This is a genomic window from Niastella populi (assembly GCF_002078015.1).
Lineage (GTDB): Bacteria > Bacteroidota > Bacteroidia > Chitinophagales > Chitinophagaceae > Niastella > Niastella populi.
Genome location: NZ_LWBP01000013.1, coordinates 49,876 through 75,600, shown reverse-complemented (window position 1 = coordinate 75,600; position 25,725 = coordinate 49,876). Strand labels below are relative to the sequence as shown.

Genomic DNA, 25,725 nt, shown 5'->3' with positions numbered 1-25,725 from the left:
GCCGGGATTGATCAATTAAATTGTCTTCTATGGATCTTTCAATTCTACCTACGAAAAAAATAGAGAATACCGCTCGCGCGCGTTACCAACGCTATAGTTTGCCTGTAGCCGAACAGGAACCAACCGACATCGGTAAGTTGCAGTTCTTTTATGTAGGAACCCAGTCCCGTAATTCAGCCAAACTGAAAGCCGCTTTTGAATTTGGTTACGCCAGCAATTCTACCGAAGGCGCCATTTTCAGCCTGAAGCGTTTGCTGAAAAAACAGGATGCGGTAACCATTCCCGATATGATCATTGCGGAAGCTGCGCAGGGCATCGGGCACCTGGCAGCACTGCATAAATTCATCGATGACCATAAAATAATGGCCGATGTGCCTTTTATAGTTGAGGTAACCGGTTTATCGAAAGAGGAGCTGGCCCGCTTTAAACGATATGAGTTCATCGACGACCTGATAGTGCTGAATGAATTTACCCCTGCCGAACTGTTGCGCAAGGTGAACTTCCTGAAGCAGATGAAACAAAAACGGCTGCAGCAACCACAGGTTAGCAAAGTGGAAACGGCGTTTCGTAAGTACCCCAACGTACGTGCGGTGGCAAAAAGAGGGCTCGATGTGCTCATCTCCTCTACCCTGCTGCTGGCGCTTGGCCCCGTAATGCTGCTGATAGCGCTGGCGGTGAAACTCGACACGGGCGGACCGGTCCTGTTCTCCACCCTGCGCACCGGCCGTGGTTATCGCATTTTCAACCTGTATAAATTCAACACCATTATACAGGACGCCGATAAAAAGAAGAATGGCGCCTGCATCAGCAGAATTGGTTTATTCCTGCGCAAGACGAGCCTCGATGAACTGCCGCAACTGCTGAACGTATGGCTGGGTCACCTTTCACTGGTTGGGCACCGTGCGCTGCCGTTATATGAAGCGGCAAGGCTCACCACCAATGAAGGCGCCGGTCATTTCCTGGCCGCTGCCGGTATAACCGGCTGGCAGGCGCAAAAGGACAGCGAAGCGGTTCTACCGGCCGATGCGCCGCTTGAACCGGGCGCCGATAAATCGGACCTGCTGTACGATATCTGGCTCATGGCCAATAAGCCATCGGCCGTTATTCAAAAGTCGAACGCCTGATTTACATAGTATTCTACCATGCAATCTCCCCGATGCCCCGGGGAGATTTTTTTTGCTTCGTGCGCCGAAGCTTTAGCGTAGGCGGTTTACCTGCTTCCAGTAAAAAAAAATCTCCCCCGGCAAAACGGGGGAGACGTATAATTGAATCTAGCTGAAAGCTTCAAAGTATGTTATCCGACAACGGAAGCGCCTTCTACCAGCACGGTTGTTTTACCGTCGAGCACTTCAACAAATCCGCCCTGGATCTCGTAAAAAGCAAGGTGATTGCTTTTATCTTTCAAAACCTTTACCCGGCCTGATTTCAGCGCGCTTACCAGCGGAGCGTGTTTATCGAGCACTTCGAACAAACCGGTTATACCAGGCAGTTGAACGCCATACACTTCACCACTGAACAGCTTTTTTTCCGGAGTTAAAATCTCTAAATTCATAATGTGCTAATATGCTAATGTGATAATGTGCTAATTCTCTCTGTGTAACAGACTAAATTATATCAGGCGCTCAAATATTCGAAAATTGAAGGCCGCGTTTAAGCATTAGCTAATTAGCAAATTAGCTAATCAGCTCATTAACCCTGAGCCTGAGCCAACAGCTTTTTACCTTTTTCGATAGCATCGTCGATGGTACCTACCAGGTTGAATGCTGCTTCAGGATACTCATCTACTTCACCGTCCATGATCATGTTAAAACCACGGATAGTTTCTTCGATGGGAACCAGTACCCCTTTCAGACCGGTAAACTGCTCGGCCACATGGAAAGGTTGTGACAGGAAGCGTTGTACTTTACGGGCGCGGAATACGGTTTGTTTATCTTCTTCACTCAACTCATCCATACCGAGGATGGCGATGATATCCTGTAACTCTTTATAACGTTGTAAGATCAGTTTTACGCGGTTGGCAGTGTTATAATGTGAATCACCAACGATCTGCGGCGTAAGGATACGGCTGGTAGAATCAAGCGGGTCAACCGCAGGATAGATACCTAAGTCAGCGATCTTACGGCTTAATACGGTTGTAGCATCCAGGTGGGCGAAGGTAGTAGCCGGAGCGGGGTCGGTTAAGTCATCCGCTGGTACGTAAACCGCCTGTACCGATGTAATTGAACCGTTCTTGGTAGATGTGATACGCTCCTGCATCAGCCCCATTTCGGTAGCCAGCGTAGGTTGGTAACCCACGGCAGAAGGCATACGACCCAGCAGCGCCGAAACCTCAGAACCGGCCTGGGTGAAACGGAAGATATTGTCAACGAAGAACAGGATGTCGCGGCCTTTGCCCTGTCCGTCGCCATCGCGGTAGTACTCAGCGATGGTAAGACCGCTCAGTGCCACACGGGCACGGGCGCCCGGGGGTTCGTTCATTTGTCCGAATACGAAGGTAGCTTTTGAATCAGACAGCTCTTTCATGTTCACTTTGCTCAGGTCCCAGCCGCCTTTCTCCATGCTATGGATGAATTCTTCGCCGTATTTCATAATGCCGGCTTCGATCATTTCGCGCATCAGGTCATTACCTTCGCGGGTTCTTTCACCCACACCGGCAAATACTGATAAACCGGAATATGCTTTTGCGATGTTATTGATCAGTTCCTGGATCAGTACGGTTTTACCTACACCCGCACCACCAAACAAACCGATCTTACCACCTTTTGCGTATGGTTCAATGAGGTCAATTACTTTGATACCTGTGAACAACACTTCGGTAGCGGTGCTCAGGTTTTCGAATGCAGGGGGTTTGCTGTGAATGGGGCGACCATTCGTTTTAGGTACAGCAGGCAATCCATCGATAGGGTCGCCGGTTACATTGAACAAACGGCCTTTGATAGCTTCGCCGGTTGGCATGGCAATCGCAGCACCGGTATCTGTTACAACCATTCCCCGCACCAGGCCTTCGGTACCGTCCATGGCGATACAACGAACGCTGTCTTCACCCAGGTGTTGCTGTGCTTCCATTACCAGCACTTCACCATTTTGGCGCTTTAATTCAAGCGCATTGTAAATTTCAGGGAGTTTTCCTTCAAACTGCACGTCTACTACAGCACCGATGATCTGCTTGATCTTACCAACATTTGGCATATAATAGTTTGATTTAGCGTGAGCGTTTTAATTAATTACTGATTTTCAATCACTTATTAGTGTTTTAAAGCAGTATTTTTAATTTCGGCTGCAAAGGTAAGTGAACAGCCGATATTTTGGTATTTTAAAGGAATAGATTTTTTGGAAAGTACCGCCAGACGCGGAAAAAGCGGTTTCCGGGTACCAGTTACCGGTTTCCGGGGCTTTTGTCCGGGGCTCGCTTTTATTGGGTTACAGGTTGGAGGTTACAGGTTGCATTCCTGGGCTCGCTTTTATTGGGTTGCGGGTTACAGATTCAGTTTTCAGGCCTCCGGCCTCAGGTTCAGAATCGCGAGGCCTGTAAATAATTTTACGACCCGGATTTCGACCCCCTGTATCCCGGAACCGGGAACGCATCCCAGATCAGGGAAGTTCACCGATAACGCGGCGCATCCGGAAACCGGTAACTATTTACCGCTTTTTCGTTTTATTTGTACTTTGTTTCATGGAACTATGCGATATCCTTATATCCGAACATGCAATTAACTGAAGTTACTACAACTGGATTAGCCAAAGATTTCATCAGGGTCAATGTTGAACTGAACCGGTCCAACCCCAATTATATCCGTCCCCTCGATAAGGATGTGGAAGAAGTATTCAATCCTCAAAAGAACAAAACCTTCCGCCACGGCCAATGTATTCGCTGGGTACTGTTTGCACCCGACGGGAAATGCATAGGCCGTATTGCCGCTTTTACCAATAAGAAATATAAAAACAAAGGCGATGAATTCCCCGTAGGCGGCATTGGCTTTTTCGACTGCATCAATGACCAGTCGGCCGCCGACATGCTGTTCGATGTTGCCAAACACTGGCTTATGCAGCGTGGCGTGGAAGCGATGGACGGCCCTATTAACTTCGGGGAGCGCGACCGCTGGTGGGGATTGGTAACGGAAGGTTTTCAGGAACCGCTGTATTGCATGAACTATAACCCGCCCTATTATCGCGAGCTGTTTGAGCATTATGGGTTCCGGCCGTTCTTTAACCAGATCTGTATTGGATTAGACCCCAAAAAGAAGCTCAGCGATAAACTGCACGAGCGGCACGCCATTTACGCCAATTCAGCATACCGGTGCATTCCTATCGATAAAAATAAACTGGAAAAATTCGCCGCCGACTTTTCCTACGTATATAATAAAGCCTGGGCCGGCCACGGCGGATTGAAAGAACTGAAGAAAGACCAGGTAATGCTGATGTTCAAAAAAATGAGGCCGGTGATGGATGAGCGCATCATCTGGTTCACTTATCATAAGGAGCAGCCCATCGCCATGTTCATCAACCTGCCCGACCTGAACCAGTGGTTCAAATACCTCGATGGAAAATTCAGCCTGTTTCATAAACTGAAATTCCTGTGGATCAAAAAGACCAAACCCTGTAAGAAATGTACGGGACTGGTTTTTGGCATCGTGCCCGAATACCAGGGCAAGGGATTAGATGCGTATATGATCGTTGAAAGCGGCAAGGTGATACAATGGCAAACGCCGTATACAGAATATGAAATGCAATGGATCGGCGATTTCAACCCTAAAATGCTGAATGTTGCCGCCAGCCTTGGCGATACCTTTCAGAGCCGGGTGCTTACCACCTACCGGTATTTGTTCGACCGCACAAGGGAGTTTAAACGGCATCCGATGGTTAGTTAATTATCGAATAATGAATGTCAAATATCGAAGTAAATACAGCCTTCAACATTCGATATTCAAAATTCATTATTGGTTATTCTTCAAGGCCCATGCTACCGTTTCTTTAATTCCTTCTTCATACGACGTAGGAGTAAATCCAAAAGCTTTATTGAATTTTTCGGAACTGAACAGATATGGATATTCGTTCTGATAATTCATTTCCTTTAGTTCTTTCATGGTAACGTTGAACAGTGCGGCCAGCGATAACATCCAGTTGGGAATAACAGTTACCCCATCAGGTTTTTGCATGAGCGCGGCTGCCTGTTGTATAAACCTGCGGCCCGTTATCAGTTCACTGGAGGTTGGCAAATGCCAGGTTTCACCAAACGCTTCGGGTTTATTTGCCAACAGGTACAATGCTTTTGCAGCATCGGGCACATAGGTAATGGAATGCGGCTGATCGGCGCTGCCCAGCCATTGACTCTTTTTTCCTTTCAACAGGTTTTGGATCACCAGCAGGTTGGGAACACTTGTTTTAAAACCAACCGGTCCGTAAAAATCGGCACTGCGTGCTATCATGGCCTGCAGGTTACCGGCCCTGGTTTCCTGTAATAACTGACCGGCAATACCTGCCCGCACCTCTCCTTTTTTACTGCAGGGGTTGAAGGGTGTTTCTTCCGTCATCCAGCCATTTACTTTCCCGTACATGTATACGTTATCGAAGAAGATCAGTTTCGCCCCTGTTTCCTTACAGGCATTGATCACGTTGGTCATGATGACGGGCCATTGCGCCCGCCATACGCGGATATCGTACGGCAGCCCGATCAATAAATAAACTACCGATGATCCTTTGATGGCCTGTAATGTTTGTTGATAATTGGTAGCGTCTGCCGCTACGGATTCAACACCATCAATTTGTTTTACGGTGCGGGATACCAGCCGCACGTTTTCTTTATTATTTAATAATACGGGTAATAACTGGTCAGATACAGCGCCGCCGGCGCCGAAGATGGTATGGATGTTCATTGTATAATATTTTTAATACTCAATTGTATGTTTTGTTATTTTATTAAACGTCTGGCTGTCGTGAATCGTGAAACGGCAGACGGCAAACCTGAAATGACTCGCGAGCTTCGTAAATACTTTACTTTCTTGCGCCGCTCAAATGTTCGCCTTTTCACCTTTGTGCCTTTGTGACTCGTTGCCTGTATGCCTTCCCCCTTTATTGAGTAACTTTCGGCGCTAGCAGTTTATACAACACCGGCGTCACGATCCGGGTCAATAAAGTAGAACTGATCAGCCCCCCGATGATCACCAGTGCAAGCGGTGAATACAGCGGGTTGTTTTCAATTACCAGCGGCAGCAGGCCACCGATTGCAGTTAATGTGGTTAGAATAATGGGCACAAATCGCGTTTCGCCGGCTTCCTGTATGGCTTTATCGAGACTCATTCCCTGCTTGCGCAGCTGATCGGTATAATCAACCAGCAATATAGAGTTTTTTACTTCAATGCCAATTAACGCAATCAAACCAATTACCGCAACAAACGAGAATGTATTGCCTGTAGCCAGTAACATCAGCACCGCGCCAATGATGCCCAGTGGTATTACGGAAAGTACAATGAGCGTTCCGCGGAAAGTTTTAAACTCGAGGATCAGCGTACCGAGGATACCGAAGATGGTAATGAGCACGATGGTACCCAACCCGCCAAAACTTTCCTTACTGGCTTCCACTTCGCCTGCAGCTACATAATGACTGTTGGCCGGGAATTTCATGGTATCGAGCTGTTTTATAATACTGCCGGTGAGTTTGCCGGTATTATAACCGCTTTGCACAAAAGCCGTGGTTACGGTATACCTGTCTTTCTCATAGTGTTTAATGGTAACCGGCGAAGTTTCGAAACGAATGTCGGCCAGTTGGTTCAGCGGAATGGAAGCACCGGTAACGCTGGTAACATACACTTTACTGAATGCCTCAAAGGTTTGTCTTTCTTCCCCGCCTGCCGGCCGGGGCAGCGTAACCGTAATATTATATTCATCGCCATTCTCTTTTCTGAACGTGCCTATGTTCAGTCCCGCTACCGACATGCGAATGGTGCGGTCGATCTCATTCACCGGCACACCCAGCAAACCGGCTTTTTCTTTATTCACTTTTACGCGCAGGTCGGTTTTCAATGTGGTGAGCTCATTGTTCACATAAATGGTGCCGGGCGTTTTCTTCAACAGTGCTTCTACCCTGAAAGCCAGGCTGCGCAAAGTATCGAGGTCTTCGCTGAACAACCTGATGGCGATCGGCGCTTCCACCGGCGGCCCCTGTTCAAAATCCTTTACCTCTATTTTGGCATTGGGATAGTGCCTGAACTTCGCCCGCAGTTGATCGATCAGTTTTCTTTTTTCCGCCGGCGGCGTTTCTTTCAACTGTACAAACAACTGAGCGTAGTTGCTCACTTCATTTTGCGGCACCACGTTGTAATAAATGCGCGGATTACCGCGGCCCACGTTGGTAGCATAATTCTTCAGATCGGGAAGACTGCTGATCTCTTTTTCTACATAATGCGCCACCTGGTTGGTCGACTGCAGGCTTGTGCCTAAGGGCGTTTCAATATTTATAAGGAACATCGGCTTTTCTGAAGCGGGGAATACACTAAAGCCTACTACCGGTACCAGGGCCAGCGAACCAACAAAGATAGCCAGCGCTACCAGCAAGGTGGCTACGGGGCGGGCAATGGCCACATTCAGTAACCGGCGATACGATCCGCCGATGAACTTTTTCAACCCACGCAAAAAGAAATTGCCTTCGGGATTTTCATGATTGCTTAAAATACGGCTCGAAAGGAAGGGCACGATCGTAAGGGATACAAACAACGACGCCAGCACGGTGGTAACCACCGCTGCCGGTAAGCTGCGGATAAAATCACCGGCCCCTTCCGGTAAAAACATCAGCGGCAAAAAGGCAAATATCAATGTAACCGTACAACCTATTACCGCCAGGCCAATTTGTTTGGTAGCTTCCATGGCGGCTTCGCGGCGGCCATAGCCCATGCGTAAATACCGTTCAATATTTTCTACCACAACAATGCTGTCATCGACCAGCAAACCCAGGGCTACCACCATACCTACTATACTCAACTGGTTAATAGTAATGCCAAACATATCTAACAGAAATAAACCAATGGCGAGCGATAAAGGAATTGACACCATTACCACAATAGATGCACGCAGGCCCAATGGCAGCAACGTTAACAACACGAGGAAGATCGCAATGGCAAAGTCGCGGGTAAACCCGCCCAGCCTGGTTCGAACACTGTGCGCATTGTCGAAACTCTGCTCGTACGTTATGCTTTTGGGCAGTTCTTTTTTAAACTGTTCGAGTATTGGTTTTACCTCTTTTTCTACAGCAAAAATATTGGTGCCCATTTTACGGCTGGCGGTTACAAACACGCCGCGTTTACCGTTCAGCCTGGCTATATAGGTTTGTTCTTCATAATTAAAATTCACTTCTGCTATATCCTTTACGTACACCAGCTTTCCATTGGCATTGCTTACTATGGTGTTCTTTATTTCATCGATGCTCTTATAATTACCGCTGGTTTTTATATTGAACTTCTTCTCGCCCATTTCAATACTGCCGCCGGGAATATTTACATTCTCGCTTTGAATAGCGCCCAGCACTTTATTTAATGGAATTCCATATTGCGCCAGCTTTTCCAACTGAAGCGACACCCGCACCTGTTGCTGGGGAAAGGCCCAGTTGTCGACATTCTTTAAGGTCTTTACTTTCTCAAGCCGCTCCTTCAGTTTTTTACTCCACTCTTCAAGGTCTTTGTAGGGTGTGGTTTCGCTCAACAGGCCTATTTGAATAATATTTACGTCGGAAGGGTTGAACTTTTGAATATTGATATCGAAAATATCGGGTGGCAGCTCATTCTTCAATGCATCCATTTCGCGCACCACATCCTGGTACTTTTTATCGGGATCGGTTTCGTATTTGAATTCTATCTGAATTACGGCCAACCCGTCATCCATCCGGCTGATAACGCGTTTGATATCGTCGAGCTCGTTCATTCGTTTTTCGATGGGATCAACAACCAGTTCTTCCATGTCTTTCGGACTGGTTCCGGGGTATATAACAACAACGCTGAAATTCGGCGCTGCAAAATCGGGGTCTTCCCCGCGGGGCATATTCAGCAGCGAGTTTACCCCTATAGCGATCAGCATCACAAACACAATGAGCGTGAACTGATAATTTTTTACTGAAAAGTCAGTTATCTTCATAACAGCCTGATTTGAATTTGGAACTATTTTTTTCTTTTAGAGGCGGGCACACTTACATTCTCTACGCAAACAAAGTGTGCCACACCTTGTATTTTACCGTTTGCGCATACCATTGCGCCAATACCGCCATCAATTCATCCCCGATTGAATTACTTGTCTGCATGATCTTATTATTTTATCACTTTCACTGTTGATCTTTCGGTGAGGTAGCCCACACCTGCGGTCACCACTTCGCGGGCGCTATCCAGTCCGCTCACAATGGCGGCTTTATTATTTTCAAGAAATGCTATGGTGACTTTATTTTTCGTAACTGTTTTTCCATCGGCATTCAGCGTATATACATAACCTGTTTTATCGCTGGCTTCGGTAAGCGCTTCCACCGGAACCATGGTTACGGTTTGTTCGGTGGCAGGTTGTAACCGTACCGTACCAAACAGGCCGGCGGCAAAGCGGGCGCCGCCCGGCAACACTTTTACTTCCACTTCATAAGTACCGCTGCTGAGATCTGCCCCCTGCGCTATTTCAGATATAATACCGGTAAATGTTTTGTTGGGATAGGCGTCGATCTCTACAGAAGCCTTATCGCCTTTTTTAAGCACCGCCCAGTCTTTATCAGATACGCCAAAGCGGATCACCCAACCGTTACCGGCCGTGCCATTCAACATAAACACGGGCGCACCCACACCGGCCATTTCGCCTTCATTCATCAGTTTTTTGAGAATGATACCGCTTTCGGTAGCGCGTATTTGCGCATACTGCTGATTGAAGCGGGCAATACGAAGGCCTTCTTCTGCTACCTGTAACTGCGTGTTGGAATTCTGCAACTGCTCCAGCGTAGCTACGGTATCGTTATACAGGCGTTGCGCCCGGTTTGCATCGCGCCGGCCTTTTTCAACACCCTGCGCAGCCTGCTGCACCTGGGCATTGATCTCGGTAAGATCGAGCGTTGCCAGCAATTGTCCTTTCACTACATGATCGCCTTCCTTTACATAGATCCCTGAAATAATACCTCCGATCTTGAACGATAACCGGGCTTCAGCTGTGGAGGCCATGGAGCCGCTATATTTTAATATTGGTGCGTATTGAGTAGTAGTAACAGGTTGCAGCTTTATGGCAATGGCGTCATCGATGGTGATGGCGGCCTGTGAATCGCCATTACAGGCGGTGAATGTAATTGTTGTTGCTGCGAACAGTAAAAAGGTCAGGGGGAATATTATGCGTTTCATCTTTGAAAGATTTTATTGATGGTGAACTAGATGGAGTTTTTGGTTTTTCAATCGTGAATCGTGAATGGCCTCGCGAAACGTGAAACAGCAAACGTGAAACGTGAAAGGGTTCGCGAAATTTGGAATTTATTTACGAGCTTGCGCCGCCCGAAATTCGAGCCGATTGCCGACGAAGGCCGCGCTGAGGTTTGCCGTTTCCCGTTTCACGTTTGCCTTCCGCCGATTGCCGATTTCTTTTTATTTGAACCTTACGACAAATCGCAAAATCTCAAAATCGCAAAATCAGAATCTAAAAATGGTAAGCTGCCGTTACCCGTTCCAATTCGGCTGCGCGGGTAAGCACGGCCAGTTGTGCCAGCGAATAATTTAACCGGGCATTCGTCAACTGTGTGCGTGCATCTATGAGCTCTATCTGCAATGCCTGTCCTTCGCGAAAACGTCTTTCGGCAAACCGGTAGGTCTCCTGCGCGCTTTGCACTTCATCAACCCTTGCCTGCAGGGTTTGTAATGCCGAACGGTAATTATTGGTTGAAGTGCGCACCTGTAATGTCAATTGCTGTTCAACATCTTTGTATTGGGTATTCAGCGCATCGAGGTCAAGTTGCGATTGCTGTATTTTGTATTTATTGTCATTCGCCCTGAACAGGTCCCATTTGAATTGCAATCCGCCCAGCTGGTAAAACTGATCGCCATTGAAGCGAAAGCCAAAGCCCTGGAAACCGATATTGTAAAAAGCGTTGAGTTTGGGAATAAGATATGAACGGTTCATTTTTATGCTGGTGCCAACCACTTTTTGTGCACTTTGCAGTTTCACCAGTTCTTCGCGCCCAAGGGGGGCCGGCGCTTCTGCTACTGCGGAAGTTGTTGTACTTATTTTATCCAAAAGAGAGGAATCGATCAACACGGGCGCCTCGAGGGTTTGGTTCAGCAAACAATTGAAATATGCGGCGGCGTTCTGTTGCTGATTGGCAGCTTCAATAGCCGATGCCTTTACCTGGCTTACCTGTGCTTTTGCCCGCATCACCGATTCTTTGGTGGCCTGCCCGTTCTGCACCAGCTTTTCGCTCACCCGCAGGTTTTCACCGGCAAGCATCAGCGCATTATTATAGATATCTACCGCCTTACCGGCCTGCAGGTATTGATAATACGCTTCTTTTATGTTCTTTACGAGCTCGCGTTTATAGATATCGATCTCGGCCTGCTGCGTGTTGATAAGCTCTTTTTTAATTGCCCGGTTATAATACAGATCTGTATTGATAACAGGCATCACTACCTCTACCCTTGTGTCGTGAAAGTCGTTTGGCAGAAACTGGATCGACTGATTGCTTACCTGCGGAAATTTGCTTTGTCCGGTCAATTGGTTAAGGGTTGAATATACATTGTTCAACAGGTCGCCAATGGGAATATCCTGCGTTCTGCCGCCGGAGGCCAGGGTATATTGTGCATTCAAACTGGCCTGCGGGTAAAACAAAGCTTTAGCCCGTTTAAGATCCAGCTCGGCCTTTTGCCGGTCGAACGTTTTCTGACGCAGGGCCAGGTTACTTTCCAACCCTTTCTTTACATAAGCATCCAGGGTGGTTTGCGCAGCGGCCGAACAGGCAAAAAGCATCCCCGCAACCCCGATAGCTACCGGGACTGAAAGACTTTGTTTCATAAGTCAATCTGTTTATTTTATATTGTAAATATTATTAACAGTGTTAAGTGACGATTCAAAAAAAAACCGTCAGGTTTTATTTCCAGATGCATCCAATGCATTGAGGTACCAGGTCAATCCTTTATTCATTAAAACAGCAGCTTCCTGGTTGCCGGTGACCACTTTATCGAAACGGTTACGTATTGCCAGGGATACCATGCCATGCACCAGGCTCCACATAGCTATTGCCATGGCATCTACATCGCCTTTGACGATCAGGTTCTTATCCACACATTCCTGAAGCGTTTCCTTTAGCTTGCCCAGGGCCTGGTCGCCGCTTTTCCATTCACAATTCTCCATTCCCTGCAATGCTTCCATAGGGGCCTGTAATATGAACATCAGGTCGTAGAAGGCCGGATTCTCAAGCCCGAACCTGATATAGTATTCCCCCATCTTGTGCAGACGGACGAGCGGGTTTTTTATTGTCCAGAGTTCGGTTGTATATTCAGCCATTTTCTGAAATCCCATTTCGTGCAGGTTGTACAGGATCTCGTTCTTATCTTTAAAATAAAGGTAAACCGTTGTGGGACTGTACTCTATAAGATCGGCGATCTTACGCATGGAAACATTTTCGAAGCCCTGTTCCACGAACAGTTTCATCGAAGCATCCAGTATTGCTTTTCTTATCTCCAGCTTTTGCTTTTCTTTCCTTTCCGGTATGCCCATATTATTTAATTAACGACACAAATATACTTAACGCTGTTAAGTTTCCAAACAAAGCCGCTACTTTTTTAGGGGAATTTTTCACGCGGGTTAGTTCATAACGATCCTGAGACCATTAATATGGGTGTTTACCAGGTCGTTACCACCTTTGATCTTAGGGTGTTCCTAAGGTAGTCTCAGGGTTATCTTTGGCTTTAAACCCTAAGAAAACCCCAGGATGACCCTGGGAAAACCCTAAGATGACCCCAGCATGAGCGGTTGGTGAGCGGTGACATAGACCTGGGCTTGGGTTTGGGCAGGGCGATGGTGGTGAGGCGGTTGGCAGTGAAGATTGTATGGCGTTGGCAATGGCAGCCTGGAGAAAGCGGTGTTACACGTTGAGATGCGTATGTAGGTGGAGCTGTTGCTTTGCTGCGGGCACAGGCGATAACGCCTGGCAATATCAACATCTAATAATTAGAATATCAACATGTTAACGCATCACCGACATTAGCATTACCTGTCGCGACTTTAGCCGGGATTGGCTAATGTGCACCACCTGTTCCAACGAGCCGGGATTAGCACATTATTCTTACATTTGCTCATATCATGGATAAATTCATTGTTTCAGCCCGGAAATACCGTCCGCAAACCTTTGATACGGTTGTTGGACAAGCTCACATTACCACCACCCTGCAGAATGCCATCAAGAACCGCCAGTTGGCGCATGCCTTCCTGTTTTGCGGTCCGCGCGGAGTTGGTAAAACAACCTGTGCCCGTATTCTGGCCAAAACCATCAATTGCGAAAAGCCTACGGCAGAAGGCGAAGCCTGTAATGAGTGCCATAGCTGTGTAGCTTTCAATGAAGGCACTTCGCTGAATATTCATGAGCTCGATGCCGCCAGTAACAACTCGGTAGATGATATCCGCTCGCTGGTTGAGCAGGTTCGCTTCACTCCCCAGGCCGGAAAATATAAAGTATATATCATTGACGAGGTACACATGCTCAGTTCCTCGGCTTTCAACGCTTTTTTGAAAACGCTGGAAGAACCGCCTTCCTATGCCATCTTTATTTTGGCCACTACCGAAAAGCACAAGATCCTGCCTACCATCCTCAGCCGATGCCAGATCTTCGATTTCAAACGCATCACCGGTAACGATACGGTAGATCACCTGCAGCACATTTGTAAAAAAGAAGAAATAGATGCCGAAAAAGCCGCCTTACAGGTAATCGCCCGCAAGAGCGAAGGCTGTATGCGCGACGCGCTCAGCATCCTCGATAAAATAGTAAGTTTTACCAGCGGTACGGTTACTTACCAGAACACGCTGGAACATTTGAACATCCTCGATGCCGACTACTATTTCAAACTGCTCGACTGTATGCAGCAGCAGGACCTTGCCGGCGCCATGTTACTGTATGACGATATAGACCGTAAAGGTTTTGAAGGCGACCTGGTGCTGAACGGGTTTGCTGAGTTCATTCGCAACCTGCTGGTATGTAAAGATGAAAAAGTAGCCGGTTTGCTCGAAGTGGTTGAAAGCTTTAAAGACAAATACATTGCTACCGGAAAGAACACGCCGGTAGCCTACCTCATAAGCGCTTTAAATATCCTGAATGAAGCAGAGATCAATTTCAAAGGCGCCCGCAATAAAAGACTACATACCGAACTGGCAATTATAAAACTCACCTATCTGCAACAAGCGCTTGAACTAACAGCATCCGGCGACGGTGCAGGTAAAAAAAAACTAGTTGAAGGAGCGTCTTCGGTAGCTTTTCGCAAGCTGACCTTTGTTGAAGATAAAGGGAAGAAAGCTGAAAGCACCCCGCAGCCGCAACCACGGCAGGAGGCGGCAGCGCAGCAGCAACCGGTAAACCGCAAGCCGGAAACACCGGTTCAACAACCGCAACCGGTTTACAAACAGCCTAACACCGAAGCCAGGCTCATCATCGAAGAACCCGCCATGGGGTATTTAAGCCCGGAGGAAGAAGAGTTGAATTACATCAACTCAATGCATAACATGCCGGCCGAAAATACGCAACCGGCCAATACACAGCAGGCGGCTAATAAAACCGGTGCGGGGCCTAAACTGGGAACGCTTGAATCTATAAGGCAAAAATTTGCGAATAAAACAGCAGGCACCACCAACCCGGCCATTCCGTTAACGCTCGAAAAACTGCAGCAGGACTGGGTAAACTTCTCTCAACTCCTGAAGGATAACAAGAACCCGGCCGCCCAGTCGTTCGATATGGCAAGGCTGACCATTACTTCGGCCAATTCGTTCGAGATCATTACCAATAACAACCTCGAGCAGAAATTCATAGAGGGAGAAAGACGCGAACTGTCGGAGTACATTCAAACGAAATTCAACAACCGCACCATACTTTTCACTATTGTAGTTACCGATAACCCGGTAGCTTTTACACCGGTTGAAAAGCCGCTCTCAACCAAAGAGCAGTATGTAAAAATTATAGAGCAATACCCGCTGGTGAATGAGTTAAGAGCAAAACTGAAACTGGGATTCGATTAAACCGGCTGGCCGGTGCCGGTTCCCTGGAGCCGGGTAAAAATTTCATGAACCCTGCCTGTCGGTTCCATAATATAAGGCCATTAAAAAACGGTTTATTTCGAATATTTCAAATGGCAGGGGGTTTTATTGACAAAAATGAAAATAAACGGGATTTCAACAGGCGCCGGTTCGGGCTTTCCGGATGCCGGAAAACAACCATAACAAATGGTTTTCTCCGGCAATTGAATGAGCGCCTGCAACCTGATACCGATTCCTGAAATTCAACAGGAGCAACAAATTCAGCTAACCGGAAACCCGCAACTGGTAAACTGGCAACCTTTCAGTTTTCCAATTGCTCATTTTGCTGTAATTTCGACCACTCAAATTGAAAAAATCAGAATATCAAATAAGAATTTATGGCTGAAGTGATTTTAATGCCCCGCCTGAGCGATACCATGACAGAAGGCGTGATAGCGGCCTGGCATAAAAAGGTAGGCGACAAAGTAAAGAAAGGCGACTTACTGGCTGAGGTAGAGACCGACAAGGCTACCATGGAACTGGAAAGTTATAAAGATGGCACCCTGCTTCACATTGGTACTGAAAAAGGGGGAAAATTACAGGTAAATGATCTGCTGGCCATCATTGGTAACGCCGGTGAAGATATCAGTTCACTGCTTGGTGGTGGTGGACAAAAAGCCGCTGCTGCTGCGCCTGAAAAAACAGCTGCCGAACCAGCCAAAACAGAAGCGAAAGCTGAAGCAAAAGCCGAAGCAAAACCCGCCGGTGAGTCACTCGACCTGGCCAACATGCAGGAAGTTATCCTCATGCCGCGCCTGAGCGATACCATGACGGAAGGCGTTATTGCCGCATGGCATAAAAAAGTAGGTGATGCAGTGAAAAAAGGCGATCTGCTGGCCGATGTGGAAACCGACAAGGCAACCATGGAGCTGGAAAGCTATAAAGAAGGTAAATTATTATATATAGGCGCGCAAAAAGGTGATAAAGTTCCCGTAAACGCCCTGTTGTGCATCATTGGCGATGAAAAGAAAGTTGATGTAGAAAAGATCGTAGCTGCCGCCAAAGGTGGTGTTACCAGCGGTGGCGCTGCAAAGGCCCAGCCTGAAGCTGCTGCCCAACCCACGCAGGCCAGTGCACAAACTGAAACAGCCGCACCCGCTGCCAATACCGGTAACGGCCGTGTAGTTGCTTCTCCCCTCGCCAAAAAATTAGCATCTGAAAAAGGTATCGATATCAATAAAGTGTCCGGTTCCGGCGACGGAGGCCGTATCATTAAAAGAGATATCGACAATTATACGCCTGCTGCAGGTGGTGGCCAACAGGCTGCTGCTGCAACTGCTCAACCTGGTAAAGCAGCGCCAGCCGTTGCCGGTCAGGTAAGCTTTGAAGAGGTTCCTGTATCGCAAATGCGTAAGGTAATTGCCAAACGTCTTTCTGAAAGCAAATTCACTGCTCCCGAGTTCTACCTCACCATGGAGATCAATATGGATAAAGCAGTTGAAAGCAGAACCAGGATCAACGAAGTTGCCCCGGTTAAGATCTCGTTCAACGACATGGTACTGAAAGCCTGCGCTATTGCCCTGAAACAGCACCCGAAAGTGAACAGCAGCTGGTTAGGCGACAAGATCCGCGTTAACCATCATGTGAACATCGGCGTGGCTGTAGCGGTTGAAGAAGGTTTGCTGGTACCCGTTGTACGATTTGCCGATCTGAAATCATTATCACAAATCGGTACTGAAGTAAAAGAGTTCGCGAAAAAAGCAAAAGATAAAAAACTGCAGCCAAGCGATTGGGAAGGCAGCACCTTCACCATCAGCAACCTGGGTATGTTTGGCATTGAAGAGTTCACCGCCATCATTAACCCGCCTGATTCATGTATCCTGGCTGTAGGCGCTATTAACCAGGTTCCAGTTGTAAAGAATGGCCAGATAGTAGTGGGTAATGTTATGAAAGTTACCTTAACCTGCGACCACCGCGTGGTTGACGGCGCTACCGGAGCCGCGTTCCTGCAAACACTGCAGAACCTGCTTGAAGAGCCGCTGAGAATGCTGGTTTAATTAGCATGTAAGTATTTCTTATATATAGGGCCTCACTGAATTAGTGGGGCCTTTTTTATACTTTTAACCCAAACAGTAACCCTATCATCCATGAGACTTACGTACATTTCCCTGCTTGGCATTACAGCCGTTATTGCCTGCCAGCCGGCAGAAAGTAATAAACCCAAAGCCAGCTTCCACCGCCCCTTTATAAAAGATTCGCTCGCCGGAAACTGGATCATCTCCAGTGTGATCTCCGACAGAAAAGACAAAACTGCAAATGATACCAACTGGTTCAGGCTGGAAACCAAAATAGCACTTACCGCCTACAGTTTTCAACCCAACGGAACCATGATGATTGACTACGCCACACCTGAATTCACCACCGCCAACTGGCAGTTTAATAACAAAAGTAAACTGCTGACCATTCAGGAGAAAGACACAACGGTACCAGCGCTGTCATTAACGGTCATCAAATACCAAAACGACGTGCTCACATTTGAGAACAACAATAGCGTTATAATTCCCAATGTAACAACAGGCGAAAAAGAAACCATCCACCTGCAGTACATTGCACAGCGCTTAAAAAGCAACGACACTATACCCAACCTGTTCGACCCTGGCCTAAACAAATGGCGGCAGAAACCAACACAGGCCGAAGATGATGCAGCCATTAAGAACCGCCTGAAAGAATCAATCTATTACTACGCCGGTTATTTTGCCAATGTGAAAGGCAATAAGATACCGGTATTCAATCCTGAAAAAATGCTCTGCCCTATTAAATTCTATAAGGGCGGTATAGGCAGAAAACGCTTTAAGGAGAACGATAACTGGACGGCAGTCTTCTTCGATAATAAAGATGCTAAAAAAGCACATGATATGCTTGGCCATGCGTTTGACAATATCAAAGGCTATCCCGATAAAGGAGGCGACTATGTAGCAGAATATATAATTGCGATGAAGATGGTGGCCGATGAGCTGTAAATAAATGTGCCACACCCTGGCGGTGTGGCACATTTGCCAATTGCTTATTGTCTATTGCCCATTGTTTACTTCACTTCCAGCAACGCCACCTTGCCATCCATGGTTGACGCCACCACATGTTTTTTATCCAGCACCCGAACGGTGTTCACCATGGAATTATCGAGCTTATATTCCCAATTGATCTTTTGCGTAGCCGGATCGATGGCATACACCACGCCATTGCGCGTTCCGAAAAATACCTGTCCGCTCTTTTCTATCAGCATGGAAGGCACATGTTCATAACCAAAACCGGCATGCATAACCCAAGCCGGGCGCTGTGCCGAACGGCTGGCAGCATACGCCACAACGGTGTCCTGCATTGTTTTTCCATATACATATTTCCCATCTTCCGAAATGCCTATCGATTCGCGCACCCGCGTTTCACTGTTCTGCCATAAAGTAGCGCCGGTTAGTGCATCGATGGCATACAGGGTGCGGTTAGGGCAAACCACATACACCACGCCGTCATGCGCAACCGGAATACAGGAAGCGGGCGAGAAATTGATGACCGAAAAACCGGGATTCCATTGCCAGGCCAGTTGCCCGTTGTTTCTGTTTACCGCATACAAATGTTTATCCCATGCGCCGAAGATCACCATATTGCCATAGATCAGCGGGGTGCTTACCACGGGTCCCTCCAAACCGGCGAACTTCCAGTAAGCATTCCCGTTCTTCAGGTTCAATGCCATAAAATTATGATCGCTTCCGCCGATGAAAACGGTATCGCCCACAATTGCGGGCGAACCCAGTACCGAGGCATCTGTTTTTGCTTTCCATGCCGGTTTTCCGGTCAATACATTAAGGCAATATACATGGCCATCGCCCGAGCCAAACACCACTTTACCGGCCTTTACAGCGGGGGAAGAAAAGACAGCGCCGCTGGTTTTATAGGTCCATTTCTTTTTTCCATCGAGCTGCGATACGGCGGTAACCAGGCCATTCTGATTGCCAAAGATCACCAGGTTATTTACAACCGCCGGGGTGGAGATCACATTGGCATCGGAAGAGAATACCCATTTCGGTTTTACCTGCGGGTATTGCTTATTGATATCATAAGAAGGGCGCTTAACTTTTTTAGGAAAATCGCGCTTATTCAACTCAATTTTTGCCCAGGAAGGAAGCGGTTCACCGCCCGGCCGGCGTTCGGTATAAACGATGGAATCGTTATATACATCAACGAGATTGTAACCGCCGAGCGGGGCTTTTGCCCGCAGGTTCGAACGGCCCATTATTCCGGGAATAGTTTCAAAGTTGAGCGCCTTATTGGCATGGCCATGGCCACAGATGATCAGTTTTGTATTGTACTTCACTAACCGGTCGGTGATCTCGTACCAGTTATCGACACCATCATCGATGGGATAATGATTACAAAATATTACAGGCTGGTCGCGCGGCGTTTTAGCCAGTAAACTATCGAGCCATACGATGGCGCTGCGCGGGATATGGCCATCGCTCATGCGCACATATGGCCCTGAAGCGCAACCGATAAAGCGGATGCCATTATAGTCGAATGAAAACTTATCGTAACCAAATGTACTGGTATAATGATCGCCGCCGCTTTCGCTCCATCCGGTATCGTGGTTACCGGGAATGATATAGTATTTTACTTTCAGGCTGTCGAGGATCTCTTTGGCCTTTGCCAGTTGGGCGTCGGTGCCCAGTTCGGTAATATCGCCGGTAATGATCACAAAGGCCACGTCGTTCAGCGTATTTATATCGTGCACCGTGCGGCGCAGGTCTTCCTCGGCCGAACCATTGGGCGAACCTATATGCGTATCACTGATATGTATAAACCGGAAAGACTTAATCTGAGCATGTAGCACGCTCGTTGCCAGCAGCAACATTGAAATGAGAAAAATCCGTTTCATGGCCGCCAAATTAATATATCTTTAAAAAGGAATTACCAGCAGAAAACAGCAGGAACATTAAATTACAGTTGCTTATTTTAATACCTGTAGATAAAAGCCCGCTAAATAATTATAAACCCCATGAAAATTTAGCCCCGCTCCTGTAATGTTTGCTTTCACTTTCCTACCAATTATAAAAGAACGCTTAATGCTTAACGCCGAATGCTTAACGCCAGCCTCCGAAATACATTCTGCCCGAATAATTTCGAAAAGCCCGGCATTCGGAATGAAGCGTTTTGCGTTACAACGCTCAGGCTTAACGCCTTCTTCCGGAATATGGTGTACCCAAATAATTTCGAAAAACCCGAAATACGGATTTGCCTTCTGCGTTTAGCATTCAGCGTTTTTTACATATCATTTAAAAAGTTTACACAAAAACCCAAAGAACCCTTATGCTACTAAGCATTACAACCTGGTGGGAGCATCTTGCTTCCTTTGAAAAGATCCTGTGGGGCATTGCAATTATCTTTTCCACCATTTACCTGGTTCAAAGCACGCTATCGCTCTCAGGCGGCGATGTTGACCATGCGGACGGCGATGCAGATGCCGCCATCGATCATGACGATGGAATGGACTACCAGTTCTTCACCATCAAGAACATGATCGCCTTTTTCACCATGTTCGGCTGGGCGGGCCTTGCCGCCCATTATGGCGGATTGGGTAATATGGCCACTGTACTGGTGGCCTTTGTAGCCGGTACTGCCATAGTGGTAATGACGGTGCTGGTATTGAATTATATGAGCCGCCTGCGGCACAGTGGCACTATGCAGTTGACCAATGCCATCAATTTAACAGGCACCACCTACCTCTTTATTCCCGCCAAACGCGGCGGCACCGGTAAAGTGCATATAAAAGTGCAGGGCAGCCTGCGCGAGTTACCGGCCATGACCGATGATGAGGAGGAAATTGCTACGGGGAAACTCATCAGGGTAAAAAAAATAATCAACGACAGTATTTTACTGGTAACGCTTGCCGAGAACAATTTCTCATACAAAATATAAACACCAATTTCAAACCCTTAAATTAATGACGCTATGGATATGATCCTGATTGTGGTCGCCGGGGCCGTGTTGTTCTTTTTCATTCTCATTCTCTCCATGTTCCGCAGGTACAAGCGGTGCCCCAGCGACCGCGTACTGGTGGTATATGGTAAAGTAGGCCGTTCAAAAGATGGCACAGATGGTAACCTGAGCGCCAAATGTATACATGGGGGCGCCGCCTTCATCTGGCCTGTTATCCAGGACTACTCCTTCCTGGATCTTACGCCTATTTCCATCGAGGTGAACCTTACCAATGCATTGAGTAAACAAAACATCCGCGTTGACGTGCCTTCGCGTTTTACCGTTGGTATTTCAACAGAGCAGGGTGTTATGCAAAATGCGGCTGAACGTTTGCTCGGTTTGCAACAGGCGCAGATCCACGATCTGGCCAAAGATATCATCCTGGGCCAAATGCGCCTGGTGGTTGCCATGATGGACATTGAAGAGATCAACAGCAACCGCGATAAATTCCTTGCCAATATCGCTTCTAACGTTGAGGCCGAGTTGAACAAGATCGGTTTGAAAATGATCAACGTGAACGTAACCGATATCAAAGATGAAAGCGGTTATATTGAAGCGCTGGGTAAAGAGGCTTCGGCAAAAGCCATTAACGAAGCAAAGAAAAGCGTGGCCGAGCAGGATAGAATGGGTGAAATTGGTAAAGCCATTGCCGAAAGAGAACGCGATGTAAGCATGAAGCAAACCCAGAAAGAGCGCGACGTACAGATTGCCGAAACACAACGCGACCGCGACTCCATGATCGCCGTAGCGGAAAAAGATAAAGAGATCCTGATCGCTGCAGCCAAAAGAGATGAGCAGATCGGTAAAGTGGAAGCCGACAGGGATACCCGTATTAAATCAGCCGCAGCGAACTCAGTGGCGGTACAGGGGGAAAACCTTGCCAGGATCCAGATCGCCGATTCGGAAGCTTCCAGAAGGGAAAAAGAAGCGGAGGCCCTGAAACGCGCTACTTCTGCCGAAAAAGTTCAGGCGGCCATGGCATTGGAAGAAGCCTACCTTGCCGAGCAAAAAGCGGAGGCCGCCCGTGCCGACAGGGAAAGAGCTTCGCAGAATGCCAACATTGTGGTAACGGCAGAAATTCAAAAGCAAAAAGCCATCATCGAAGCGCAGGCCGAAGCAGAAAAGATCCGCGAAAAAGCAAAAGGTGAGGCCGACGCTATCTTCGCCAAACTGGAAGCGGAAGCGAGAGGTATGTACGAGATCCTTACCAAACAGGCCGAAGGTTTAGACAGGATCGTGAAGGCAGCCGGCAACAACCCGAAAGACGCCGTACTGTTACTCATAAGCGATAAACTGCCCGAACTGGTAAGAATGCAGACAGACGCCATCAAGAATATCAAGATCGACAAGGTAACGGTTTGGGAAAACGGGCAGAACGACTCTGGCAAAAGCTCTACCGCCGGTTTCATTTCGGGAATGTACAAAGCGGTACCACCGTTAAAAGACATCTTCGATATGGCCGGTATGGAACTCCCCTCTTACCTGGGGCATAACAAGAAGGCCGAAGAGCCCAAAACCACCGGCAACAGCGGCACCTTCGTTGTTGAAAGTGGTAGTGATAAAGAATAAAACTTAACCGTGACACGGTTACATAAAATCCTCTATCTTTAAGTGTGCCACACCCCAAAGGTGTGGCACACTTTTATGCTTTCACCATCTACCACACAATTACTCCGGTTCCATTTTTCTTTTTTCCTGTTGCCAGTATACCTGTTTGCACTCAGCCAGGTACCAGCCATCAATACCACACATGCCGTGTTGATATTTTTCATTCTGCATTTGCTGGTATATCCTTCAAGTAACGGGTACAATTCGTATATGGACCGCGATGAAACGCCCATTGGCGGCGTAGCTGCTCCCCTGCAACCCACAAAGCAGTTGTTTTACATAAGCATAATAATGGACGCAGCGGCAATCGCCTTAAGCCTGTTCGTCAGTTACTGGTTTACATTTTGCATAGCAGCTTATATAGCCGCATCGAGGGCATACAGCTACCGGGGCATAAGATTGAAGAAATACCCGGTGATCGGTTATCTCACCGTAATAATTTATCAGGGGGCAGTAACATATTTTATGGTATATCACGGAAGCAGCATAAACAAAACACTGGCGGTACCGCCCGCGGGCATGCTGGCCGCCAGCCTGCTTATAGGCGGTTTTTACCCGCTTACACAGGTATATCAGCACGAAGCCGACAAAAAAGACGGCGTAACCACCATCAGCGCCTTATTAGGCTACAGGGGCACTTTTATTTTTACAGCCATCATTTATACACTGGCCATGAGTATACTGGCCTGGTGGTTCTTTACAAATGGTGAACAAAAAAAGTTCCTCGCTTTAGCAACTATGATGCTTCCGATCCTCGTATATTTTTTCAGGTGGGCAGGGCTGGTGTGGAAAGATGTGCGAACTGCCAACTTCACCTATACGATGCGCATGAATTTACTGGCATCCATCTGTACGAATCTGGCTTTTCTTACCTTATTAATCTGGAGGGTATTTGAGTAAAATTATCGCCATCGGAACAGCGGTACCTTCATTCAGGCACCGGCAACAGGACATTCTGCAGTTCATGCAATTGATCTATTCGTATAGTGAAGCCGACAGGCGCCGGCTGCGTTTCCTGTACCACCAAAGCGCTATCGATACCCGTTATTCCGTTATACCCGATTACAGCCGCCCCACTCCCGAATGGAAATTCTATCCCCACACCGAAAACCTGGAACCATTTCCCTCACTCGAACAACGCATGACCTGGTACAACAAATATGCGCCCCAGGTATCGGTGAATGCCATCCGTGATTGCCTCGATGGAAAATTATCAGAAACGGCCATCACACACCTGATCACTGTAAGTTGCACAGGCATGAGCGCACCGGGCCTCGATCTGCAGTTGATGGAACTGCTCGATCTGCCCCGGCATACCGCCCGCACCTCCATCAACTTCATGGGTTGTTATGCCGGCATTCATGCCCTGAAAGCAGCCGACGCCATTTGCCAAACCGACAAACAGGCCAAAGTACTGATCGTTTGCACTGAACTGTGCACGTTACATTTTCAACGCGAGCCCTCGATCGACAACATTGCCTCCAGCCTGTTGTTTGCCGATGGCAGCGCCGCCGCCGTAATAACAGGTAACGACCATCCCGCAAACGGTCTTCACCTCGATGCATTTTATTCAGAAGTGATCCCTAAGGGAAAAAAAGATATGGCCTGGGAACTTTCCAGCTCGGGGTTCCTGATGACCCTGAGCAGTTACATTCCCGACCTGCTGGAAGAAGACTTCAGCCAGTTCACCGGCAGGGCGCTGGCAAAGGCCGGGTTAAGCCGGCAGGACATTACCCACTGGTGCATTCATCCCGGCGGAAAAAAAATACTCGAAGCCATTCATAAAACGTTATCATTGCACAATGGCGAGCTGCAGGCTTCGTGGGACGTACTGCAGCAATACGGTAACATGTCGTCGCCCACTATCCTCTTCGTACTGAAAAAGATGATGCCCTCGCTCCTTCACAACCACAACAGGAAAGAACATATTTTCGGCGCCGCATTTGGTCCGGGCCTCACCATGGAAACTTTTACCGCATCGGCGAATTCCTAATGTTTTGTTATTATGGATGGTAAGGACGTAATATTTTGACCCTGCAGCAACGAAATAATAGCAGGGATACCTGCAGCCCGTTTCGCGGGTCAATCAGAAAATCATATATTACAATCGTGAATTTTCGTCACCGATCATACCAATCCGAATTGCTCGACCGCCCTGACATTCCATTTGAAGACATTCGCCGGAATATGCAGGAACTGAACTTCATAAACACCTGGCTGGGCGGACACGCCATCACCGTCACCGGCGTGAAAGCGTTGGTGGAAAGGCTGCAATCAGCGCCGGCGGCCGACGTTCTGGCGAAGGTGGCATCGACTGCTGAAGCTTCAGCGAAAGCGGTTACCATTTGTGAAATAGGTTGCGGCGGTGGCGATAACCTGGCGGCCATTCAAAAATGGTGCAAAAAGAAAAATATACCGGTTGCATTTATCGGCATCGATATCAACCGGCATTGTATTGATGTAGCATCGAAACGCGCACTGGCCAATACCCAACTGATCCATAGCGATTATAAAGACGCCCGGCTTGAAAAACAACCGGATATCATTTTCTCCTCGCTGTTTTGCCATCACTTCTCTGACCGGGAAATGGTAAAGCAGTTGCAATGGATGAAATCCAATGCCCGGGTTGGGTTCTTTATAAACGATCTGCACCGCCATAAAGTGGCCTATTATTCAATAAAGGTGCTTACGAAATTGTTTTCGAACAGCTACCTTGTAAAACACGACGCACCCTTATCCGTTGCTCGCGGATTTACCAAAGAAGAATGGTTACAGTTCTTCAACTTTGCAGGCATCAGCAATTTTTCAATAGAATGGAAATGGGCCTTTCGCTGGCTCGTTGTATACAGAAATGCAGATCCCGTAAATATGAAACCGGAATAG

18 protein-coding genes are annotated in these 25,725 nt (G+C 47.6%); 10 read left to right on the top strand and 8 right to left on the bottom strand.

Features of this window, described 5'->3' with window-relative positions; translation table 11 throughout:
- Positions 1-29: 29 nt before the first annotated feature.
- Positions 30-1,124, top strand: coding sequence for a sugar transferase (locus A4R26_RS04395; protein ID WP_081161081.1), 1,095 nt, complete (start codon positions 30-32; stop codon positions 1,122-1,124).
- A 170-nt stretch (positions 1,125-1,294) separates the two neighbouring features.
- On the opposite strand, the gene atpC is transcribed toward A4R26_RS04395, so the two are convergent.
- Positions 1,295-1,552 carry an ATP synthase F1 subunit epsilon gene (gene atpC / locus A4R26_RS04390; RefSeq protein WP_081161077.1) on the bottom strand — a complete coding sequence of 86 codons (258 nt, stop codon included), beginning with the start codon at positions 1,550-1,552 and terminating at the stop codon, positions 1,295-1,297.
- Between the two features lie 137 nt (positions 1,553-1,689).
- Positions 1,690-3,189 carry a F0F1 ATP synthase subunit beta gene (gene atpD, locus A4R26_RS04385; RefSeq protein WP_081161073.1) on the bottom strand — a complete coding sequence of 500 codons (1,500 nt, stop codon included), beginning with the start codon at positions 3,187-3,189 and terminating at the stop codon, positions 1,690-1,692.
- A 515-nt stretch (positions 3,190-3,704) separates the two neighbouring features.
- Between atpD and A4R26_RS04375 the strand changes: the two genes are divergently transcribed.
- Entirely contained in the window at positions 3,705-4,868 is a 1,164-nt protein-coding gene (locus tag A4R26_RS04375; RefSeq protein ID WP_081161065.1) for a hypothetical protein, read from the top strand.
- A gap of 66 nt (positions 4,869-4,934) precedes the next feature.
- Here A4R26_RS04375 and A4R26_RS04370 read toward each other — a convergent pair whose 3' ends face one another.
- The 5 genes from A4R26_RS04370 to A4R26_RS04350 form a co-directional block, all read right to left on the bottom strand.
- Positions 4,935-5,873, bottom strand: a complete 939-nt coding sequence (locus A4R26_RS04370; RefSeq protein WP_081161062.1) for an NAD-dependent epimerase/dehydratase family protein — start codon at positions 5,871-5,873, stop codon at positions 4,935-4,937.
- A gap of 196 nt (positions 5,874-6,069) precedes the next feature.
- The gene (locus A4R26_RS04365) at positions 6,070-9,120 is read right to left on the bottom strand and encodes an efflux RND transporter permease subunit (protein ID WP_081161058.1); all 3,051 of its coding nucleotides are present in this window, start codon (positions 9,118-9,120) and stop codon (positions 6,070-6,072) included.
- Positions 9,121-9,290: 170 nt separating this feature from the next.
- Positions 9,291-10,346: an efflux RND transporter periplasmic adaptor subunit gene (locus A4R26_RS04360; RefSeq protein WP_081161055.1), complete on the bottom strand. Its 1,056-nt coding sequence runs from the start codon at positions 10,344-10,346 to the stop codon at positions 9,291-9,293.
- A 289-nt stretch (positions 10,347-10,635) separates the two neighbouring features.
- Positions 10,636-12,000 (bottom strand): TolC family protein, encoded by a 1,365-nt coding sequence (locus tag A4R26_RS04355; protein ID WP_081161050.1) that lies wholly within the window; start codon positions 11,998-12,000, stop codon positions 10,636-10,638.
- A 69-nt stretch (positions 12,001-12,069) separates the two neighbouring features.
- Positions 12,070-12,705: a TetR/AcrR family transcriptional regulator gene (locus tag A4R26_RS04350; RefSeq protein ID WP_081161047.1), complete on the bottom strand. Its 636-nt coding sequence runs from the start codon at positions 12,703-12,705 to the stop codon at positions 12,070-12,072.
- A 585-nt stretch (positions 12,706-13,290) separates the two neighbouring features.
- On the opposite strand from A4R26_RS04350, the gene A4R26_RS04345 reads away from it, so the two are divergent.
- The 3 genes from A4R26_RS04345 (at position 13,291) to A4R26_RS04335 (ending at position 18,227) form a co-directional block, all read left to right on the top strand.
- Positions 13,291-15,210, top strand: a complete 1,920-nt coding sequence (locus A4R26_RS04345) for a DNA polymerase III subunit gamma/tau (protein ID WP_081161044.1) — start codon at positions 13,291-13,293, stop codon at positions 15,208-15,210.
- A gap of 395 nt (positions 15,211-15,605) precedes the next feature.
- Positions 15,606-17,264, top strand: coding sequence for a pyruvate dehydrogenase complex dihydrolipoamide acetyltransferase (locus A4R26_RS04340; protein WP_081161026.1), 1,659 nt, complete (start codon positions 15,606-15,608; stop codon positions 17,262-17,264).
- A gap of 90 nt (positions 17,265-17,354) precedes the next feature.
- The gene (locus tag A4R26_RS04335; protein ID WP_081161023.1) at positions 17,355-18,227 is read left to right on the top strand and encodes a hypothetical protein; all 873 of its coding nucleotides are present in this window, start codon (positions 17,355-17,357) and stop codon (positions 18,225-18,227) included.
- Positions 18,228-18,292: 65 nt separating this feature from the next.
- On the opposite strand, the gene A4R26_RS04330 is transcribed toward A4R26_RS04335, so the two are convergent.
- Positions 18,293-20,134 carry an outer membrane protein assembly factor BamB family protein gene (locus tag A4R26_RS04330; protein ID WP_081161020.1) on the bottom strand — a complete coding sequence of 614 codons (1,842 nt, stop codon included), beginning with the start codon at positions 20,132-20,134 and terminating at the stop codon, positions 18,293-18,295.
- Positions 20,135-20,565: 431 nt separating this feature from the next.
- Here A4R26_RS04330 and A4R26_RS04320 point away from each other — a divergent pair, with 431 nt between their 5' ends.
- The 5 genes from A4R26_RS04320 to A4R26_RS04300 all read left to right on the top strand — a co-directional run bounded on the left by A4R26_RS04320 (position 20,566) and on the right by A4R26_RS04300 (position 25,725).
- A complete protein-coding gene (locus A4R26_RS04320) occupies positions 20,566-21,174 on the top strand; it encodes a hypothetical protein (protein WP_081161012.1) in 609 nt (202 codons plus the stop codon).
- Positions 21,175-21,207: 33 nt separating this feature from the next.
- Positions 21,208-22,803, top strand: a complete 1,596-nt coding sequence (locus A4R26_RS04315; RefSeq protein WP_081161008.1) for a flotillin family protein — start codon at positions 21,208-21,210, stop codon at positions 22,801-22,803.
- Positions 22,804-22,878: 75 nt separating this feature from the next.
- Entirely contained in the window at positions 22,879-23,742 is an 864-nt protein-coding gene (locus A4R26_RS04310; RefSeq protein ID WP_081161304.1) for a UbiA family prenyltransferase, read from the top strand.
- A complete protein-coding gene (locus A4R26_RS04305; protein ID WP_081161004.1) occupies positions 23,735-24,835 on the top strand; it encodes a type III polyketide synthase in 1,101 nt (366 codons plus the stop codon). The genes A4R26_RS04310 and A4R26_RS04305 overlap by 8 nt, the downstream gene beginning before the upstream one ends.
- Positions 24,836-24,951: 116 nt before the next feature.
- Positions 24,952-25,725 carry a methyltransferase domain-containing protein gene (locus tag A4R26_RS04300; RefSeq protein WP_081161293.1) on the top strand — a complete coding sequence of 258 codons (774 nt, stop codon included), beginning with the start codon at positions 24,952-24,954 and terminating at the stop codon, positions 25,723-25,725.

Coding starts and splice junctions, on each gene's coding strand:
- A4R26_RS04340 (WP_081161026.1), top strand. CDS start 15,606: ATGGCTGAAGTGATTTTAATGCCCCGCCTGAGCGATACCATGACAGAA.
- atpC (WP_081161077.1), bottom strand. CDS start 1,552: ATGAATTTAGAGATTTTAACTCCGGAAAAAAAGCTGTTCAGTGGTGAA.
- A4R26_RS04365 (WP_081161058.1), bottom strand. CDS start 9,120: ATGAAGATAACTGACTTTTCAGTAAAAAATTATCAGTTCACGCTCATT.
- A4R26_RS04370 (WP_081161062.1), bottom strand. CDS start 5,873: ATGAACATCCATACCATCTTCGGCGCCGGCGGCGCTGTATCTGACCAG.
- A4R26_RS04375 (WP_081161065.1), top strand. CDS start 3,705: ATGCAATTAACTGAAGTTACTACAACTGGATTAGCCAAAGATTTCATC.
- A4R26_RS04320 (WP_081161012.1), top strand. CDS start 20,566: ATGCTACTAAGCATTACAACCTGGTGGGAGCATCTTGCTTCCTTTGAA.
- A4R26_RS04330 (WP_081161020.1), bottom strand. CDS start 20,134: ATGAAACGGATTTTTCTCATTTCAATGTTGCTGCTGGCAACGAGCGTG.
- A4R26_RS04345 (WP_081161044.1), top strand. CDS start 13,291: ATGGATAAATTCATTGTTTCAGCCCGGAAATACCGTCCGCAAACCTTT.
- A4R26_RS04335 (WP_081161023.1), top strand. CDS start 17,355: ATGAGACTTACGTACATTTCCCTGCTTGGCATTACAGCCGTTATTGCC.
- A4R26_RS04395 (WP_081161081.1), top strand. CDS start 30: ATGGATCTTTCAATTCTACCTACGAAAAAAATAGAGAATACCGCTCGC.
- A4R26_RS04360 (WP_081161055.1), bottom strand. CDS start 10,346: ATGAAACGCATAATATTCCCCCTGACCTTTTTACTGTTCGCAGCAACA.
- atpD (WP_081161073.1), bottom strand. CDS start 3,189: ATGCCAAATGTTGGTAAGATCAAGCAGATCATCGGTGCTGTAGTAGAC.
- A4R26_RS04355 (WP_081161050.1), bottom strand. CDS start 12,000: ATGAAACAAAGTCTTTCAGTCCCGGTAGCTATCGGGGTTGCGGGGATG.
- A4R26_RS04350 (WP_081161047.1), bottom strand. CDS start 12,705: ATGGGCATACCGGAAAGGAAAGAAAAGCAAAAGCTGGAGATAAGAAAA.
- A4R26_RS04310 (WP_081161304.1), top strand. CDS start 22,879: ATGCTTTCACCATCTACCACACAATTACTCCGGTTCCATTTTTCTTTT.
- A4R26_RS04315 (WP_081161008.1), top strand. CDS start 21,208: ATGGATATGATCCTGATTGTGGTCGCCGGGGCCGTGTTGTTCTTTTTC.